Source organism: Paenibacillus sp. N119s (assembly GCF_059447605.1).
Window position 1 is genome coordinate 1 of sequence record NZ_JCAJRU010000087.1, and the last position, 17,949, is coordinate 17,949.

General features: G+C 45.4%; 11 protein-coding genes. All 11 read right to left on the reverse strand.

Features of this window, described 5'->3' with window-relative positions:
• Positions 1-601: 601 nt before the first annotated feature.
• Complete coding sequence (locus tag AC5V8P_RS12025) at positions 602-5,179, reverse strand: S-layer homology domain-containing protein (RefSeq protein ID WP_064797986.1); 4,578 nt, start codon at positions 5,177-5,179, stop codon at positions 602-604.
• A gap of 26 nt (positions 5,180-5,205) precedes the next feature.
• Complete coding sequence (locus AC5V8P_RS12030) at positions 5,206-8,676, reverse strand: Ig-like domain-containing protein (protein WP_495473647.1); 3,471 nt, start codon at positions 8,674-8,676, stop codon at positions 5,206-5,208.
• 643 nt (positions 8,677-9,319) lie between these two features.
• Positions 9,320-9,565: a type B 50S ribosomal protein L31 gene (locus AC5V8P_RS12035; RefSeq protein ID WP_063212697.1), complete on the reverse strand. Its 246-nt coding sequence runs from the start codon at positions 9,563-9,565 to the stop codon at positions 9,320-9,322.
• A 126-nt stretch (positions 9,566-9,691) separates the two neighbouring features.
• A complete protein-coding gene (locus AC5V8P_RS12040) occupies positions 9,692-9,871 on the reverse strand; it encodes a hypothetical protein (RefSeq protein ID WP_231116954.1) in 180 nt (59 codons plus the stop codon).
• Positions 9,872-10,076: 205 nt separating this feature from the next.
• Positions 10,077-10,226 carry a 50S ribosomal protein L33 gene (gene rpmG / locus AC5V8P_RS12045; RefSeq protein WP_007430271.1) on the reverse strand — a complete coding sequence of 50 codons (150 nt, stop codon included), beginning with the start codon at positions 10,224-10,226 and terminating at the stop codon, positions 10,077-10,079.
• A gap of 68 nt (positions 10,227-10,294) precedes the next feature.
• The gene (locus AC5V8P_RS12050; RefSeq protein ID WP_064797895.1) at positions 10,295-10,864 is read right to left on the reverse strand and encodes a hypothetical protein; all 570 of its coding nucleotides are present in this window, start codon (positions 10,862-10,864) and stop codon (positions 10,295-10,297) included.
• An 85-nt stretch (positions 10,865-10,949) separates the two neighbouring features.
• The gene (locus AC5V8P_RS12055; protein ID WP_064797896.1) at positions 10,950-12,326 is read right to left on the reverse strand and encodes an MFS transporter; all 1,377 of its coding nucleotides are present in this window, start codon (positions 12,324-12,326) and stop codon (positions 10,950-10,952) included.
• An 80-nt stretch (positions 12,327-12,406) separates the two neighbouring features.
• On the reverse strand, positions 12,407-12,886 hold the full coding sequence (locus tag AC5V8P_RS12060; protein ID WP_063212700.1) for a MarR family winged helix-turn-helix transcriptional regulator: 480 nt from the start codon (positions 12,884-12,886) through the stop codon (positions 12,407-12,409).
• A gap of 210 nt (positions 12,887-13,096) precedes the next feature.
• Entirely contained in the window at positions 13,097-16,126 is a 3,030-nt protein-coding gene (locus AC5V8P_RS12065; protein WP_064797897.1) for a GAP1-N2 domain-containing protein, read from the reverse strand.
• On the reverse strand, positions 16,123-17,388 hold the full coding sequence (locus AC5V8P_RS12070) for a TRAFAC clade GTPase domain-containing protein (RefSeq protein WP_063212702.1): 1,266 nt from the start codon (positions 17,386-17,388) through the stop codon (positions 16,123-16,125). The genes AC5V8P_RS12065 and AC5V8P_RS12070 overlap by 4 nt, the downstream gene beginning before the upstream one ends.
• A gap of 16 nt (positions 17,389-17,404) precedes the next feature.
• Positions 17,405-17,949 (reverse strand): beta-mannanase (locus AC5V8P_RS12075; RefSeq protein WP_495473648.1); only part of this gene is annotated, 545 nt, incomplete at its 5' end.

Below are 17,949 nucleotides of genomic sequence, written 5' to 3' on the forward strand. Positions count from 1 at the left end.
GTATTAGGCACGCCGCCAGCGTTCGTCCTGAGCCAGGATCAAACTCTCCATTAAAGACCAACCGAAGCTGGTTTATTGAAAGAGCGATTAGCCCATTTGAAACTGACGAGATAAAATATCTCATAACTTGCTTCCATTTCATACAGCCAGATAGCGTGTATCAAAATTTCAGCGTTGGATTTTGCAAACAAAATCCCTACTCACTCGTTGTTCAGTTTTCAAAGATCAAACTTTTTTTTATTTCGTTACCACTCTCATTATCGACAGCAACTCTTATATAATATCACATTTCAACCGACTTCGCAACAACTTTTTTAGAGGAGCTTTTTCCTTCTAAATTTATTCTGCTAATTGGCTGACCGGCGAAACATCTTATTTAAAAGGCCGGAATAAGAATATACCACATAATCAAATCATTTAGCAAGTGTTTTTTCCTAAAATAATTTGAACTTAATTTAAAATTATAACAAACCCAAAAACCGATGATGATCGCGCACTACAGCTGCCTTTTAAGAAACCACAAATCAAGAGGACTTCAATCTGAAAAATACAAGGAAAAGCCAGCGAGTTTATCGCCGGCTTCCCGTTAATCAACAAAATGTTATGGAGTATGATGGCTAAAATATTGGAGCGTTCCAGTTGGATAAGAGTTCCACTCTCCCGGAAGGTTATAAGAGGAAGAACCGGACTTAATCCCCGATTTTCGGATAATAGTCCCATCATTCGGCATAAATTGTGTTTTGCCGTTAGGATCACCTAAGACGTCGATCGTTACACCGTTCTTTTTCAGGACATAGCCTGTCGTTACATTTGTATTCGTTTCTAGTAACATCAATTCATCATTATAGTATGTTGCAGGAACAATGTCGAAAAAGTCATAAAAGATGGAATCGATATATATATAAGGCATGCCTTTCCAAAACGAATTAATAGGCTGGCTCCACACTTTAGGAGTATTTGTAGCTAAATTGTATTGATGAATCTCAAGTGAGTATCCTGCATTTTCTATAGGCTTAGAAGTATCTCCTACCGGATTGTAGAACAGCTCAATAGCAGTCCGGGTTTTATCCAAGGATAGATACTGGGAAAAATATAGATCCTCTGGCCCTTGAGGATTTGCTATCACTTGGAATATAGTGGCGGATCCGTTCGCCCCAATCACCCAGTAGTATTGAGAAATATCCCCGTTCCATGTCCAAACTGTCCCGTTAAGAGGGATTGGTCCAGTAAAGGTAGAATCTGCCGTACCCGAATAGACTTTAAATGAAGTTTCACCCGGGAACACTGTTGACATGTCATAAGTAATCGGATCTTTGACCCCTTGCTTGGTTCGGATTTGAACCATTCCGTTCGTCGCTAGAGGAGCATTTGTTACCTGAAAATTATAGTTGGCTGTTCCGCCATGCCCGTCATCCGCAGTAATCGTTACCTTGGTACTTCCTGCCTGATTCCCCGGAGTAAGAGTCAGCGTTGATCCGTTAACCTCTGCATTTGCCACACCACTTGATTCAACAGTAGAAGTAAACGTCAGGGCATCCCCGTCAGCATCACTGAACAATTGGGATAGATCGTAGCTTCTTGCATTGGTAACTCCTGCAGTCAACACTTGTTCATAAATGGCAGCTTCTACTTGAGGCCGTTGATTTGAAGATGGGTTAGACGAGCCGGATGACTGGACATTGACCTGAAAGGTAGTTGAAGTTTCCCCTCCGCGACCATCCGTAGTCTTGATTTCTATGCTTGTCGTCCCTGCACTTAGTGCCTGAATTTTCAATTGGTCTCCGGTGATTTCCGCCGAAGCAACAGACGGAACGGAAGAGGTTGCCTTAAAGGTCAACGTATCTCCATCAGGATCTGTAAAAACAGTACCTAAATCGAGTGAGTAAACTTCATCACCTACAGTAAGCGACTGGTCGGCAGGTTTAGTTTCTACTGGATTTTGATTCTGTGGAGGTCCAGCTGTGACGGTGGTTTTGAAAGTTTCGATTACTTCCCCTCCACGGCCATCTGTTGCTTTGATCGATACTAATGTGCTACCGATGGTTAATGGTGTAAGAGTGAGCACATCCCCATAAACGGCAGCAGTCACAACAGTCGGCTCAGAAACGCTATGAACATCGTAGGTTAAAGCATCGTTATCAGGACTGGAGAAGAAATCATTTAAGGACAATTGAATATCGCCTGTATTTATTTCTTTCATCTGATCTGGAATCCCTGTGGAAATCGGGGATTCATTAACAGTAACATCAAAATCAGTAATAACTTCGCCCCCACGCCCATCTTTTGCTGTAAGCTGAATCGTTGCTGTTCCTGAGGAAGCTGCATGGACCGTGGCTATGTTTCCGTTAACGGATACAGCAGCAACTGACGAATCTGAAGATTCTGCCAAAACGTCCACAGAGTCGCCATCAGGATCGTGGAATACTGTAGATAAATCCAAGATAAAGTCTGCTTTGCCTAAAATAAGTGTCTGATGACCCGGCTTCTGGTCTATAACTGGATTTTGGTTAGGTACAGCGGTTACTTCCATTTGAAACGACTGGATTGTGCTTCCCCCATGGCCATCAGATGCCTTAACAGACACTGATGTGCTGCCAATTTTTAACGGTGTAATAGTGAGCGTGTCCCCATTTAATACTGCAGTCGCAACGGAAGAATCAGTAATATTATCAATGCTGTATGACAACGAATCCTGCTCACGATCAGTAAAGAAGTCTTTTAAAGATAATTGAATGTCGCCGGAATTGATTTGTTTCGTCTGATCCGGAATTTGTAAGGATACCGGAGGTTCATTAACGGTAATATCAAAATTGGTTTTGACCTCGCCTCCACGACCATTAGTCGCTTTTAGCTGGATGTTTGCTGTTCCTGAGGAAACTGCATGAACCGTGGCTTGATTTCCGTTAACGGAGACTGTCGCAATGGAAGGATCCAAGGATTCTGCCGAAATGGTCAGTGGTTTGCTGTCCGGATCAAGGAATACCGGGGATAAATCCAGGATGTAGTCCGCATCGCCCACAGTGAGCGTTTGGTTACCTGGCTTCTGATTTACAACCGGATTTTGATTAGGTCCAGCAGTTACCACTAATTGAAATGACTGGCTTGCACTGCCCCCCCGACCATCAGATGCCTTGATAGTAACTTCGGCATGTCCTACAGCTGCCGGAGTTAATACCAATTGATCACCCGTCAGGGTAAAGGTGGCAATGGAAGGATCATCGATCGCAACCTCATAGGTCATGGGATCATTTTCAGAATCTGTAAAATATGATCCTAAAGACAAGGTTACATCGTTGCTTCCAAGCTGTTCGCTTTGATCAGGGATACCCAATGAAACAGGAGATTCATTAACACGGACCTTGAAACTCGTGCCCGCTTTTTTCCCGGCCTGGTCATCTGCGGCGATCGTAATAGTCGCAGTCCCTTTGCCAACAGCCTTGATAAACAGGTTGGTTCCCTCTACTCGGACTGTACTGATTTTTGTACTAGACGACACAGCCGTATATTTGAGCTCAGACTGCTCCTCATCCGTAAAATGCCCAAGCAATTCAATCTGAAGTTCAGAATCGCCCACCGTTATGGCTTGATCGTCATATTTGGTCACTAACTTCGGTGCTGTATTGGTCACAACCGCAGAACGCGAGCTACTGGAAGAGCTTCCGGAAGAAGTTGCAGTGACTCCTGATACTGTCGAAGAGGACACACCTGCTGCAAATGAAGTATTCGTGACTTGGCTGGAGGAGCTTACACTAATATTTGCTCCAGAGTTATTTACTTGTAAATTTGAAATAGTTCCAGCTACCTCCAGACTGACCGGAGAGGAATTGTTCACAGCCAATGTATTAATGGAGGCCTGTCCTGTCAGAGCTACGGGCTGGTCACTGTTGACCGACAATTGCTGAATAGTACCCTGCAACTTTACTTGCTGGGCACCGGTAAGAACATTCAACTTCTGTATTGAAGAGGATGAATCATTTTCAAGCGTTGCATTGGAAGTCAACGCCATCTGATCCACTGTCGAATTTCCTTGAATGACTACATGGACATCCTGTTTGGATACCTCGACATCCTGCAGCCCAGATGCGTCAAACAATACGGTGTTTTGGTCACCACCCTGAATATAAGTTTTTCCTTGTACCGTAAATTTAGAGGCATAGAAATCATGTGCAAGGCTTGATGTAACTGTAAAACTATTTTTGATGTTCAAATTCATAACCGAAATGTAATCACCGTCAATGGATAGATCTCCGTCAATCGAGGAGTTATGACCATCTAATACAAGATTGGCGCTGAATTCGGAAGCTTGCCCTATCGGGGCTTGCCCGCTCGCATGGATGACCAGTTTGGTGATCGATTCAATGGTCCGCTGTGAGGCTACAAATTGAATATCGGCTCCTTTGAGAATCTCCTGGTTAGAGGTTTGCAGGATTCCTTTAACTGAATCCGAAAGTTTATATTCAATCCCGTTAATCCAGGCCTTTCCATCCTCTACTTTTTGGAGTTGGACTACATGATCTTTAGGGAAAAAGGTAGACATCATATACTGAGCTATATCTTGACGTTGAACAGACGATTTAGGTTTGAAACCGGACTGATCCGTCTTCATGGAGCCTGACTGTAAAGCCGTATTAACGTAAGGTCGAGCCCACGGGCTAACCCGATTCCAATCAGTAAGTTTGGCAGACTCCGTGGCGTCAGCTGTAATAGGAAGCCCGGCGGCCCGCATAAGCAGAACCGCTGCCTCCTCCCTGGTTACTACCGCTTTAGGCCTGAATTTGGAGCCATCGTCTCCATTCATGAGCCCTGCACGATGTACAGCCTCAATATAAGGACTCGACCAACTTTTCGAGTCTACATCCGAGAAGCTGCTGCTTGCTGCTTTAGAAGTAGAGAGTTGCAGAGCTTGAGTTAATAGAACCGCCATTTCTTGACGAGTCAACAAATCCATTGGCCGATAAGATCCGGAAGGATCGCCATGCAGAAGCCCAGCTTCAATGGCTTGCAGGATGCTTGTCTTTTGCTCTGAAGTAATATTATTGATGTCTTTAAAAAACAGGCTGGCCAGAGCCACTCCGTTTGATGCATCGCTGGCCGCAGATGCAATTGTCTGCAAAGCCGTTGGAGCAACAAGTGCAGCCAAGGCTAACGTAATCAGCCATTTATTGGGTTTAGAACTCATGATGTTCCCTCTATTCTTTTTATTCATTACGGTGCCTCACTGCTAAAGATACCGATATCATCCGTATAATCGATTCCTTCATCAATCCATTCACTTGCCTCGTAGTGGTCTGCATTTCCATGAGTAATACCGGATTGTCTAGCTAAAGTAGTATGAGGCTGAAACACTGCCGTATCAATCAACTGATCATCGTAATAGAGCAATAAAGTGACAGGTGCTGAATCATCGTTATAAAATCCCATATCCATGAAGTAATCTACATGCGCATCACCAAAATACATGGTATCTCCTATCACAAAAGTAGCTTTACTTGGAATAATAGCACCAGCCTCTTGACTTATTTCGATCGAATCTCCACCGCTACTACGTTCAATTCTAATTTTTGAAGCATCTAACTCCTCAGAACCCGCATTATAAAGCTCAATAATCTGCATCATAGAGTCGCTCTCCCCCCATGCCAACTCGGAGAAGAAAAGTCCCTTCTTTTCTCCAACAGTGACTTGGAAGGACGTTTGAACGGTTCCCCCCTCCCCATCATCTGCGGTGACTGTAACTGTAGCACTTCCCACTGCAAGCGGAGTAATACTCAGTTGGTCACCTGTAACGGAAACAGTTGCTACGCCAGAGTCCGATGAACCAGCGGAATACGTTAGCGAATCCAAATCTTCATCTGCAAAAGTTGAAGCAAGTCCAACAGTTGTATCCATAGCACCTGCTTCTGTAGAAATATCATTAATCGTGCTTTGAACAACAGGAGCGTGATTAACCGCAGGCAAAGGAGTCACCGTTAGAGTAAAATTCGTATCCACCGTGCCTCCATTGCCGTCGTTCGCCGTTACGGTAATCGTGGCGGTGCCCGCGTTCACTGGCGTTATTTTCAGATCGCTTCCGGTTACCGATACTGTCGCCACGCCCGCATCCGTCGAGGTTGCCGTATACGTCAGTGTGTCGCTGTCTTCATCTGCAAATACACCTGCAAGGCTCACCGTCTTAACACCATCTGCGGCTCCCGTCGTGAAATTGCTGATCGACGTTTCCACCGTCGGCGCATGGTTCACAGCTTCCGGGATCACCGGCGTGATCGTTACGCTGAACTGCGTATCTACCGTGCCACCCTTGCCGTCGTTCGCCGTTACAGTAATCGTGGTAGTACCCGCGTTCACTGGCGTTATTTTCAGGTTGCTTCCGGTTACCGATACTGTTGCCACGCCCGCATCCGTCGAGGTTGCCGTATACGTCAGTGCGTCATTGTCTTCATTTGTGAATACACCTGCAAGGCTCACGGTCTTAACACCGTCTGCGGCTCCTGTCGTCACACTGCTGATCGATGTGTTCACCGTCGGCGCATGGTTCACAGCTTCCGGGATCACCGGCGTGATCGTTACGCTGAACTGCGTATCTACCGTGCCACCCTTGCCGTCGTTCGCCGTTACAGTAATCGTGGTAGTACCCGCGTTCACTGGCGTTATTTTCAGGTTGCTTCCGGTTACCGATACTGTTGCCACGCCCGCATCCGTCGAGGTTGCCGTATACGTCAGTGCGTCATTGTCTTCATTTGTGAATACACCTGCAAGGCTCACGGTCTTAACACCGTCTGCGGCTCCTGTCGTCACACTGCTGATCGATGTGTTCACCGTCGGCGCATGGTTCACAGCTTCCGGGATCACCGGCGTGATCGTCACGTTGAACTGCGTATCCACCATGCCACCCTTGCCGTCGTTTGCTGTTACGGTAATCGTGGCGGTGCCCGCGTTCACTGGCGTAATTTTCAGGTCGCTCTCAGTTACCGATACTGTCGCCACGCCCGCATCCGTTGAGGTTGCCGTGTATGTCAGTGCGTCGCTGTCTTCATCTGCAAACACACCTGCAAGGCTCACCGTCTTAACTCCTTCCACGGCTCCTGTCGTCACATTACTGATCGACGCGTTCACTGTCGGCGCATGGTTCACAGCTTCCGGGATCACCGGCGTGATCGTTACGTTGAACTGGCTGTTAATAGTACCTCCCTTGCCGTCGTTCGCCGTAACTGTGATCTTGGTTGTTCCTGCACTCACCGGTGTGACAGTCAGCTGACTTCCATTCACTGATACCGTCGCTACGTTCGTGGCTGAAGTTTCTGCTGTGTAGGTCAGAGCGTCTCCATCAGCATCAGTAAAACTATTTGCCAGATTAATCTTTTTAGGCTCATCTGCTGTACTTAACGTAATATCAGTAAACCCGGCAGTAACGCCTGGCGCATGGTTAGTCACTGATTTTGTTGAACCTCCACCTCCAGAGGAAAATGTCACGCTGCTCGACGTAACTGTAGTCGATTCTTGAACCGTTCTGTCAGCGGACTGAATTTGTCCAATCTGCTTTTGTACTTCGTTGTAATTTTGAATAACTTGTGATACGGATGCCTCTTTAGGCAGCTTAATTGTTTCAACTTTAAAATTCGGGTTCAATGTCACTTTAGCGTTCGCGTTGGCAACTTGAAGCTCCCCAATTGTTCCGGTTCCTTTAATAGAAATACCATTGCCAGAATTCAGAGTAAGATGGTTTACATTGCCATTCAGCTGGATATTAGAAACACCGTTATTAAGCTCGATTATTCCTTTGATATCCCCTTTAATCTGAACACCATCACCTGAAACTCGAAGCAGGCTGCTTTCCGGTAGCCCATTGGTGTTTAAGACAACATCTTTTTGTACGATTTCCAATTGTTGCAGCCCGTCCACATTACGATTGCGCGAATTAAACTTTAAGGTAGCTCCTTTTAGCGCATCTTTATTGGAGTTTCCGATTAAATCTTTCAACTTTCCTTCTATTAAATAGGGAACATTATCAATCGTTACAATGTCTCCATCAATGTTATTAATCGTAGCTGTTTGCTCTTGAGTTTTGAAAATATCCAGCAGGAAAGAAGCAATATCCTCCCTTTTTACTTCACCTCTGGGATTGAGCTTGCTGTCATGAATATCAATTAACCCCAGACGAAGTGCCGTATCTACCGATCCAGCCGCCCATTGGCTTACCGAGGACTGATCTTTAGGCAAAATGCTTGATCCGCCCTCTGCATTAACCCCTCCGACTGCACGAACAAACACAGCTGCCAGTTCTTCACGTGTAATAGGATCGTTCGGACGGAAGTTTCCTAATCCATCCCCTGATAGAAACCCGGCTTTTTGTGCGGCTTCTATATATGGGGCAGCAAATTGTTTACTTTGCACATCTTTAAAAGTAGAAGAACTCGAAATAGGGTCCAATTTTAAAGCTCTGACTAATAATACCGCGAGTTCCTGACGAGTTAATGTTGCTGCAGGGCGAAAAGTTCCTTGAGGATCCCCAGACAAAAGCCCCTGGCTTACAGCTTCTTGGATGGCCGCCATTTTATCACTCGTCACATAGGATATATCTGAAAATAAATTATTGGCAGGCGTTGCAGCGTAAGCAGAAGTACCAAACGTCGCCTGAAGAGCAACAAGCGCAGCTGCCCATTTAAGTGAATAAACCTTCAATCGATTTACCTCCTAATTTACTTTTTGAGTAAAACGTCCCTATTCGATCTTCGAAATATTTTTGCATAATCTAAGATAACAAGGTCACTATATTTGTCGAATAAAATGTGTTTTATTAATCTTTTATTCATATATTTGTCGAAAATAAGTGATTTATGTCGTTTTCAATCAATATACACGAGACCACTGAACCAATTCTGAACAAAGCTTATATGTAATAATGCCTAGTTGTATTAAGTCTCACCTATATTCTTCAAATAACTTATTTCCGCCAGTGATTTATCGGAATCTTTCTTTAAGCACGACTCTTGCTCTATAAAAAAATAATCACAGGCTAGATTCCTGCGATTATTTTTAAATTAAGACAGCCTATGTGAGGTGTGGAATGACGTTTAAAAACGATTAGTTTACCAAGATTAACATCGTCGACAATTGTACAGCTTCATTTAGCACAAAAAAGCAGCAGCTTCACGGATCGTTCCGGAAAAGCTGCTGCTTCCATGTTCTTATTACACTTTGGCACTTGCCAGAGTCAGAAAATACAATTGTTTCACGTTAGTTTAGGACTTACAATCCGTAGATAATAAAAAAGCTAGGTTTACGAATTATGGGCATAATCCGTAAACCTAGCTCATGACGATTCTTACTTAAGGTTATATTTTTTGTTAAAGCGATCCACACGTCCACCAATATCCACGTTTCTTTGTTTACCAGTGAAGAACGGATGAGAAGCGGAGCTAGTATCTACACGGATAACCGGGTATGTGTTGCCATCTTCCCATTCCATCGTTTCTTGCGAATGTTTAGTAGAAGCACTAAGGAAAGAGAATCCACAGCTAGGGTCCAAAAAGATAACTTTATTCAATGTTGGATGAATATCTTTTTTCATTTGTCTCACCTAATCTTTCATATAGTTTTAGTTTTAAATTCAAACGTACTGGCGCAATGCTCCATCAGTCGGCAAAAGGAACGGTTATGTCTCAGAAAAAAAGACGACAGATCCTAACGGTTGTGCTCAAGTCTCGTAAACGACAAGCAAACGATGCCGTATATATCGCATCGCCCATTGCACGAACGCTCCGTATCTTTCGTCAGCCTTCATCGTTATATAAGCATATAGTGAATGGTCCTCCAGCTCGTCCCGAATGCTGACCTCAGCTTGGGAGAACTCGGCTACCATGTGCTTTCGATTCAAAAGGCAAAGCGTGCCATGTAGCTCAGCATCTATCACTACAACCATGAAAAGAAGCCGTTCTCTTAGGTGCTAGCTTTAACTTTGGACGCTCTATCCACTGGACTAATTCAAGTTTTCGCCGGTTCCATAACGCAGGCTTTTTGCAAACTTACAGGCTCCGCTCAGGAAGCAGAATCATTCAGGTTGCTATGCAGCAAACCATAAATTATCTAGTTTCACGATGAATCGTGTACTTTTTCAAACGCGGAGAGTATTTTTTCATTTCAAGACGCTCCGGATGGTTTCTTTTGTTCTTGGTTGTTGTATAGTTGCGATCACCGGATTCGGTGCATGCCAAGGTAACAATAACGCGCATTATTCTTCCTCCTTAATTGGAATACATGGTATACAATTACAATAGTAATTTTTACGATTAGTTCTATTCTATAATTCATGTTCCGCTTTGTCAACCTTAGAGGCTCGGTTTGTTGCTTCTTCTACCGTGTTCCAGCGATTACGGTACTGTGCAAGCTTCGGGTGAAGCTCCAATGGTTCACTCGAAAGCACCAACCTGACGGTTCTAATCCATTCTCCAAAGGATGCATAGGAAGCACACAAATTTGCAGTTTCAGGACGCATGTACAAAAAAAGCGGAGCTGTATACTTTTCCGCCAAAAAACGAATGGCTGCTTCAATAGGCGTATATTTTTTTCGCTTACCTTCCCAGTTCTCAATCACTACAGCGCTCAAAGCCTGTTCTCGTTGCCACTCTCCCAGTTCATCGACTCGCTTATAATACGAGCGTACCGGCTGCTTCCACATTCTTCTGACCGTTTCTTCATGTAATGGATACAGTACTAGCTTTGTAAAAGATAGTGCAGCTCCCGTTTCAGCAAAAAGCTCCAGCTCACTGGTTGTAATCTGCTCAAATGTATCATAGTAAATGATAGTCCCTTTATGCGTCTCGATCGGCGGCTCATAACCATAGGGTACATATTGAAGGTTTCTTGTCATACTAGGCACTCCGTCCTTCCAAGATAAACTTTTCCTTCTATTATTATACCCTTGTTATGGCATGAGCTTACATACAATGTTTATCTTATTCGACAGCAGGTGTATTACCTCGTGCCCCCCGCCGGAACTGCAACGCGTAAAGCCCCATCGTCACTAGGGCAATCAGCGCAAGCACCGTAAATATATTACTAAAGTTGAATACCTCGACATTAGATACGACAGGATTCAAATGAAAAGATGAAGAGCTATCCAACGTTTTGCCCAAAATACTGGTTGTCATCGCCCCGGCAATAAAATTCAACAGGGATAACAGCCCCATTCCAACACCAATCTGGTCTTTCGACAACGTCCGAGAAATCGTGTTGGACATGGCAATTTGCATAAAGGTCTGGCCTACATTTCCGAAAATAAGTAAAAACAAAATCAGATACGGAGACGCGCCTACAAACGTAGACAAGCTGATAAAGCAGATAAATAATAGCGATACGGCTGTATACACCAGCAACGAATTCCCTTTGCTATCGGCCAAACGCCCCCCTTTTTTTCCTAATAGTGCTGACGCGATAGCGGCAGGAAACATAATCAGCCCAATCGTTGCCGGTGTAAGCTGGTTGAGACTGTTTAGAAACTGTGGTGCCAAGTACGGCAATCCAAAGCTAATCCCCGTCCCTAAAAAAGCGATGAGAAGCCCGTATGAATATTGCTTGTTACGGAACAGCTTCGGCTGGATGAACGGATCGTGGGCAGTATGAATGCGCCATATAAACAGTGCAAATAACACTACACCGATCAGAAAAAACATCATATTGGCTTGTGAAATGGAAAGCAACAAGCAGGCCACTGTTCCACCTAGCAACAATCCACCAAGAAAATCGAACTTCTGATCCTCTCCTCGTTGATCGTCCAAGTATTTACGAAAGAATGGCAAAGCGATCAATGGCAGCATGGAAATGACGAACAAAAAACGCCAGCTCGCAAAACCTGTAATCAAACCCGAAATAATGGGAGCCAGTGCAGTACCTAATGCCAAGCCGATTGCGGTGACGCCCAGAGCTCTCCCTCTTTTTTCAGCCGAAAAATAGCGAACAGGAACGATCATAGCGGTTGCTGGAATGACAGCAGCCCCTGTGGCCTGAAGCAAACGAGCTACAATTAACATCCAAAATTGATTGGCTAACAGCCCAATAAGCGAACCAAGTGCAAAAAAGATAATCCCAAATGTCAGTAAATCCTTGAGACGATACTTATCTGCCAGCTTGCCGTAGGTTACAGAGCCCACTGCATACACAATCATATAGCCGGTCAGCAGCCAGCTTACATCGGAGGCACTAATGTGAAACTCCTCGCGAATTACAGGCATCACTACATTGAACATAAAGGCATTCATCACTGAAAAAACAAGTGTGAAAGCCAACACACGCATAAGCTTATCCGCATTGGGATAAGTATGTTCTTTTATCATATGGTTTCTCCCTCTCCTATACATATCTTATCTAGGTGACATTTTATAGTCTATGGATACCCTATCCGGACAAAATTTTTCTAGTTATCTGCTTCAACGCAAGCATTTGCAGCATGGTAATCATGAAGAATTTTTTTGAGTAAACCGCGCAGCGCTTCTGATTCTTGGGCAGATAATGTTTTGCCTACAGAGCTTTTGATTTGCTCTATGGTACGTTCAGCTACCTTGTGAATCTCCAAGCCTTGCTTGGTCAAATAAATTTGCTTCATTCGCGCGTCTTCCGGATGACATTGGCGTACTGCCCAGTTTTTCTTGACGATTCCGTTAATCAGGCTGGTAACGCTTGATTTATCAATAAGCAATAGCTTTTCCAAATCCGTATTGGTGATTCCAGGCGACATCGCCAGTATGTAGAGCGTCTGCGATTGCGGGGAGGTAAGCCCCAAAGGACGGAGTGCGGTTTCAATCTCACGCCGGACGGTGGTAAAAATCCATTTAATTAAATACATCGTGCTTTCTTCCTCCCAGGGAAGACAAACGGGATACACCTCACTTCCCATTTTAATGTTAACCTCCATTTCCATTGAATTTTAATAGTTTGAATTCCAACTAATTTTAATCAGTTGCCTACTTGGTGTCAATACTTTTATAAAATGATCATCTACTGATGTCCAGTGAATTTTAATTTACAAATACATTCTATATAGAAATTTGTATATAACAAAAGACGAGCCCGGGAAGGAACTCGTCTTTTGCCGTTTTATAGTTGCTTAGTTCGCAGCCTTTACTTGAACCAGCGGATAATCTTTTCCATCTACAGTAACCGTGCTAGCATCATTCAGCTCCAGCCGTTGCCAAATGGTCAACAGCGTACGATAAGGATACTTGTCGAGGTCATATTCCGTTGTCCCTGTACCATCGCCGGATGTGCTACTTGTTGCTTTATCGGTTGCCGTGCCGCCACCCTCAGTCTTAACCTCTGAAGTTGTGCCTTGACCCGTATTGTCCGTCACCGCCCCAGTCTGATCCGTGCTTTTTCCACTGGCTGTAATACTCTGAGTTGTGGAACCACCGTCTGTAGACTCTTTGTTTGCTGTCTTGCTTTTGGTGGTAGAGCCCTCAGTGTTAACGTCACTGGACGAACCATTGTTAGCTTTACTGGCTGCTTCCTTATCGTTCTGTTCCGCAAGCGTAAAATTTTCGTATGAGTGCTCCTGTTGATCCGCGCCGACAATGACGAGTTTTTTGGGCTTAAATTCTGCCTGTTCTGCCGGTGTTTGAAACGCAAACAACAGCTTGATCATTTTCGTAGTAGACTTGGTGTTAGGTATATGGGTCACAATCGCCGTAGGCTCCTGTTTTACGGGCACTGTAGGCTCTACAGGCTGTTGCACAGGTTTTGGAGCAGCGACAGGCGTAGGCGTGTCAACAGATCCAATAACCCCAGTAACTTTCAGGCCGCCTAGCGTACCTGCAATGACAATCAGCACAATTCCGGAAATGACCCCGCCTTTGCGAAAACGACGAAGCGTTTTGACCAATGGCGTGTCTGTCTCACGCTTTGCTGCCTGATAGAAATTTTTAAAAACAGGCTTAGCTGGTTCAAAATATTGGCGCCACAGCGTCTTTTTATGCAGCCCTTCTCGTCCTTCCTTTTGGAAGAATAAAAGCAACGCACGCCGATAGGCTGGTTCAAAACCGCCACGTGGAGTAGAAAACTCAGGGTGCTCCTCCGACCAGCGGATAAAGCGGTACATCGTATCGTTATCCTTCGCCCATTTGCGAATCGAACTGACCAGGCGGGCAAAATCCATTATTCCTTCTCCTGACCCATCAGAACGATAGAAAGCTGGCAATAGACGGGCAAAATGCCCTTCTGCAAGCTGCTGGGGCAGCCAACTGTAAGCCCAATCCTGTACTTTTTGGACTTCGCCTGGCTCCAGACCGTCCAGCACTGATGGTTCCGGGTCTTCTGTGTTAAACCAATCATAAGCCGCAATCAACCGCACTGCTTGTCCCTTGAGAGGAGCAGGCAACTTCCCAACCCACTGTACCAAATCGGACCGTGTAAAAAACGGAATCTGTACGACCTGATCGGGTGATATCTCTTTTAGCTCTACTTCTGTGAGCAAATACCGATCCGATGCTTCCTGCAAGCGCTCTGTCAATCCGGATTGCTCTAGCGGAGACAATGTGCCTACGGCAGAACTACTGTCCCATTGACGCAAGCGCTGGTGAATGGCAGCCACAGCCTCTACCGGCTTTCTCTCAGCACGCAGCTTGCCCATCAACGCAGATTCGGCCAAAAGCTGAAAATCGGCATTCGACGACACTTCGATATACCGACTGCCCCATTCATGCACCACGGCCAGCAAACCCTTAACATCAGTCGTTCTTTTCATCTGGCTGTCCATATAGGGAATGAACAGCATTTTGGTAAGTGCCGGATTGCCCAGTACCTTCGTAAAATAAGCCTTACCTAATGACGGATTCTCTTCAATCGTATGATAAATATACGTGACCGCTTCTGTATTCCTAGCGGAATAAGCGTTGTTTAGTGAACGGATTAAATATTCCACTAATCGATTTTCGCTGCTGCGTGCATGGACTTTATAATAGTCCTTGAAGCAATCAACCAGTCCTACCTCTGGAATGTGTCCATCCTTCACCCGATCAAACTCATGGTCAAAAAAGGACAGGAACAGATCATTCAGCCGCATTTTTCGTGGTAGCGCATCGGATGGTGATAAATAATCAGTCAAGCTTCGTAACACAGCGATCCGTTGCTCGTTGTATAATGAGCGCTCTCCCTGCTCAATTCTGTACAACGTAATGAGTTCATGATAGCTGGAAGGCATGAGTTCACGACCTGCCTCCATGCCTGTCAGCATTTGCTCGGCAAATTTGAGAAAATCGTCCGGTGACCCGCCATTCAGCAGTGTACGCACAATCCAGTCAAAATACGGCTGTTTCACCTGCTCTGCATCCACATTAAGTACTCGACTATGATTAGACAGGTCAAATACAAAGTCCTTTTCCACATTCCGATCACCGGGACGTAGACTGAAAGGCTCCACGAACATTAAGTGAATGCCTTTTCTGCTGTTCGGTTCCTGCGCATATGTAAGAAATCCGAGTCTGTTGCGAAATGCATAAGGCAGTGCCGCATACAACACAACCAGCAGCTGCTTGGCTGAAGATCCTACCGCTTCTGCTGGAACATTCAACGCTACATATACCTTTTTGCGCCCCGCGGCTGACATCATGACTGCGTATAAAAGCTGCTTGAATACGTCTTCGCTCAACTGCAATTGAGCCAGCACTGCAGACGGATCAACAGCAGGAAATACACTTCCGCCTGGGAGACGCTCTAATTCCGGTAATTCGGTTCCCTGCTCAATATCGTAGGTATCGACAAACGAGGTGTTCAGCCACTGCTTATAATCAGATGGAGACTCACCATGTCCGGCCGGAATTACATAGTTGTGCGTAAAAAAGGCACTCCGCAACCCAGTGAAATCCGCTGCTTTATAAATACTGCGCCCAAGCACTACATCTCCTGACTCCGTCCGTACCAGATGTAATGCTTCCGGATAGACAGTCTCCTGCTTCTCACCACGTGCCGTCAGAGCAGCAGGCGCATCATACACACATAAAGGATGCAGCACTTTTTTTATAAAGGATGCATCCAGTCCTTTGGAATTAGCTACTGTATCGAAGCCTTCCGTAGAACGGAAAATACCGCGCCGTTCCCGTGTGTACATCTGCTGCTGTATCATATGAGAGGTAGATAAACTCACTGTGATTCTCTCCCCTCAATGTACTTCAACTTATAAAGTAGCCAGATGAATGGCTCATCTACACGAATCGGACTAACTAACCCCTGCAGCTTTTGGTCCACCGGATTGCTGCCCAAAGCGGAAACTGCGAAATAGGCCGTATCTGTAAAATATACATCCATCGTGCCCTTGAACGGCTTATCCACCTTCTCGATAAAGCGTCGAACTTCGCCATCAATGTTGGCGAACTCATCCAAATCCATGTATTTGCGATGTTCCATTGGATTAAAAATATTGCTGTTATTCTTGATATATGTGCCTTCTTCATCTGCCAATGCAGTAAGCATATCGCTTTTGGTCAGGACCACAGCGGTTGGAATGTCCGTCTTGCCTTTGTCCTGGTATGCAATAAAGTCACCGAACATCGTAAGTACGACATCACGCGGTTCATCATATTGCGAGACAAACTCACCAGGCTTATCGCCAAGATTAATCTTGATCCGTTCCCGGATAGAACGAATTTGCAGGGGATCGACCATGAACAGAATACCCGCAGAATTCTTAATATGCTGCCCGTGCAGTCCCAGATAGTCCTGATCGACCATCCCCTCACCGGCCACATCAAAAAATACCAGTGTCAACGGTGGCTTTTCCTCATCCTTAAATACAAACTGGAAAATAAAAGGCTCCTGCATCTTTTCTTTTTGCGTCGATGTAAGCAGATCGCCTCGTTCAAACAGCGGTTCCTCATACATAGTGCGGAACTTGCGGCTGATCTCTGCATTGAGCGGCATGCAAGCTGCGTCAAAATGATCGGCCGTCACATGCTGAAGCGTGTGAATCAGCGAGGTCATGTATACAGATTTCCCCGCCTGCGAAGCCCCAATAATCGAAATAATATTGCTCGGCACCTTGCCTGCGGTCACAGGCAGCTCGTTATGGCAGTGTGGGCACAGTCGGTGACGTGTCAGCTCACCATAACGGTCCGTCAGACCTGTCAGCACGTGATCTGAATACAAACGATGTTCCTCAGGTACATCATGGGGATGAAGAATTGCCTCCATATCATGTACACTATCCAAGCCAAAACGCTCCCGATATTTGTTCAACAACTCATCTTCGCCCAAAGCGTAATCCTCATCATCTTCACGGTGATGAGAAGCACGGAATACCACTTCCTCTGGGGAAAACTTACTAAAGCAATAAGGGCATACAATATCATAGAATAAGGGCCGTGGTTCGGCCTGTGGCTTTCTTCTGAATAAATTGCTAAGAAAACTCATCGGTTGTGGCCTCCTTTCATTCAGGGACTAATTCATAAATCGTGCCATACTTCTGACCGTCCGTAAAAAACAGCCGCACATATTCATCTCCCCCCACCTCAATAGCGGGTAAAACATTCCGTCCTGCGGCAAAGGGTGCGGTGAACGGATACAAGGTTCCATCGTCTCGGTCTGCCGGATAGCCACCTCGCTTCTTCACGTAGCAGAGCGCCTCCTGCGGAACAGGGACTTCGGCTGTCACCTGAATCTGGACTGTTTTGCGGCTGCGAAACCAGCTCTTTTTATGGTGAACCGCATATTTGATTTTAGCCCTCCCCGTACTTAACTCCAGCTGGTTGGCTCCGTCTTGCTGACGGATTACAAAAGTGTCATCATCCTCCCGAACAGCCGGATGCACGGTATACCGCACACGTCCAATACCTTCAATCCGGTCACGATAGCTACCAGCAGCCTTGTATTCCTCACGAGTAAAAAGCTTTAGGTCAGAAATCGACGCTTCACTATGCCCTTTCACGCCTGCATCGGCTGATTGTTTGGCAATATACACCACGGCTACGCCTT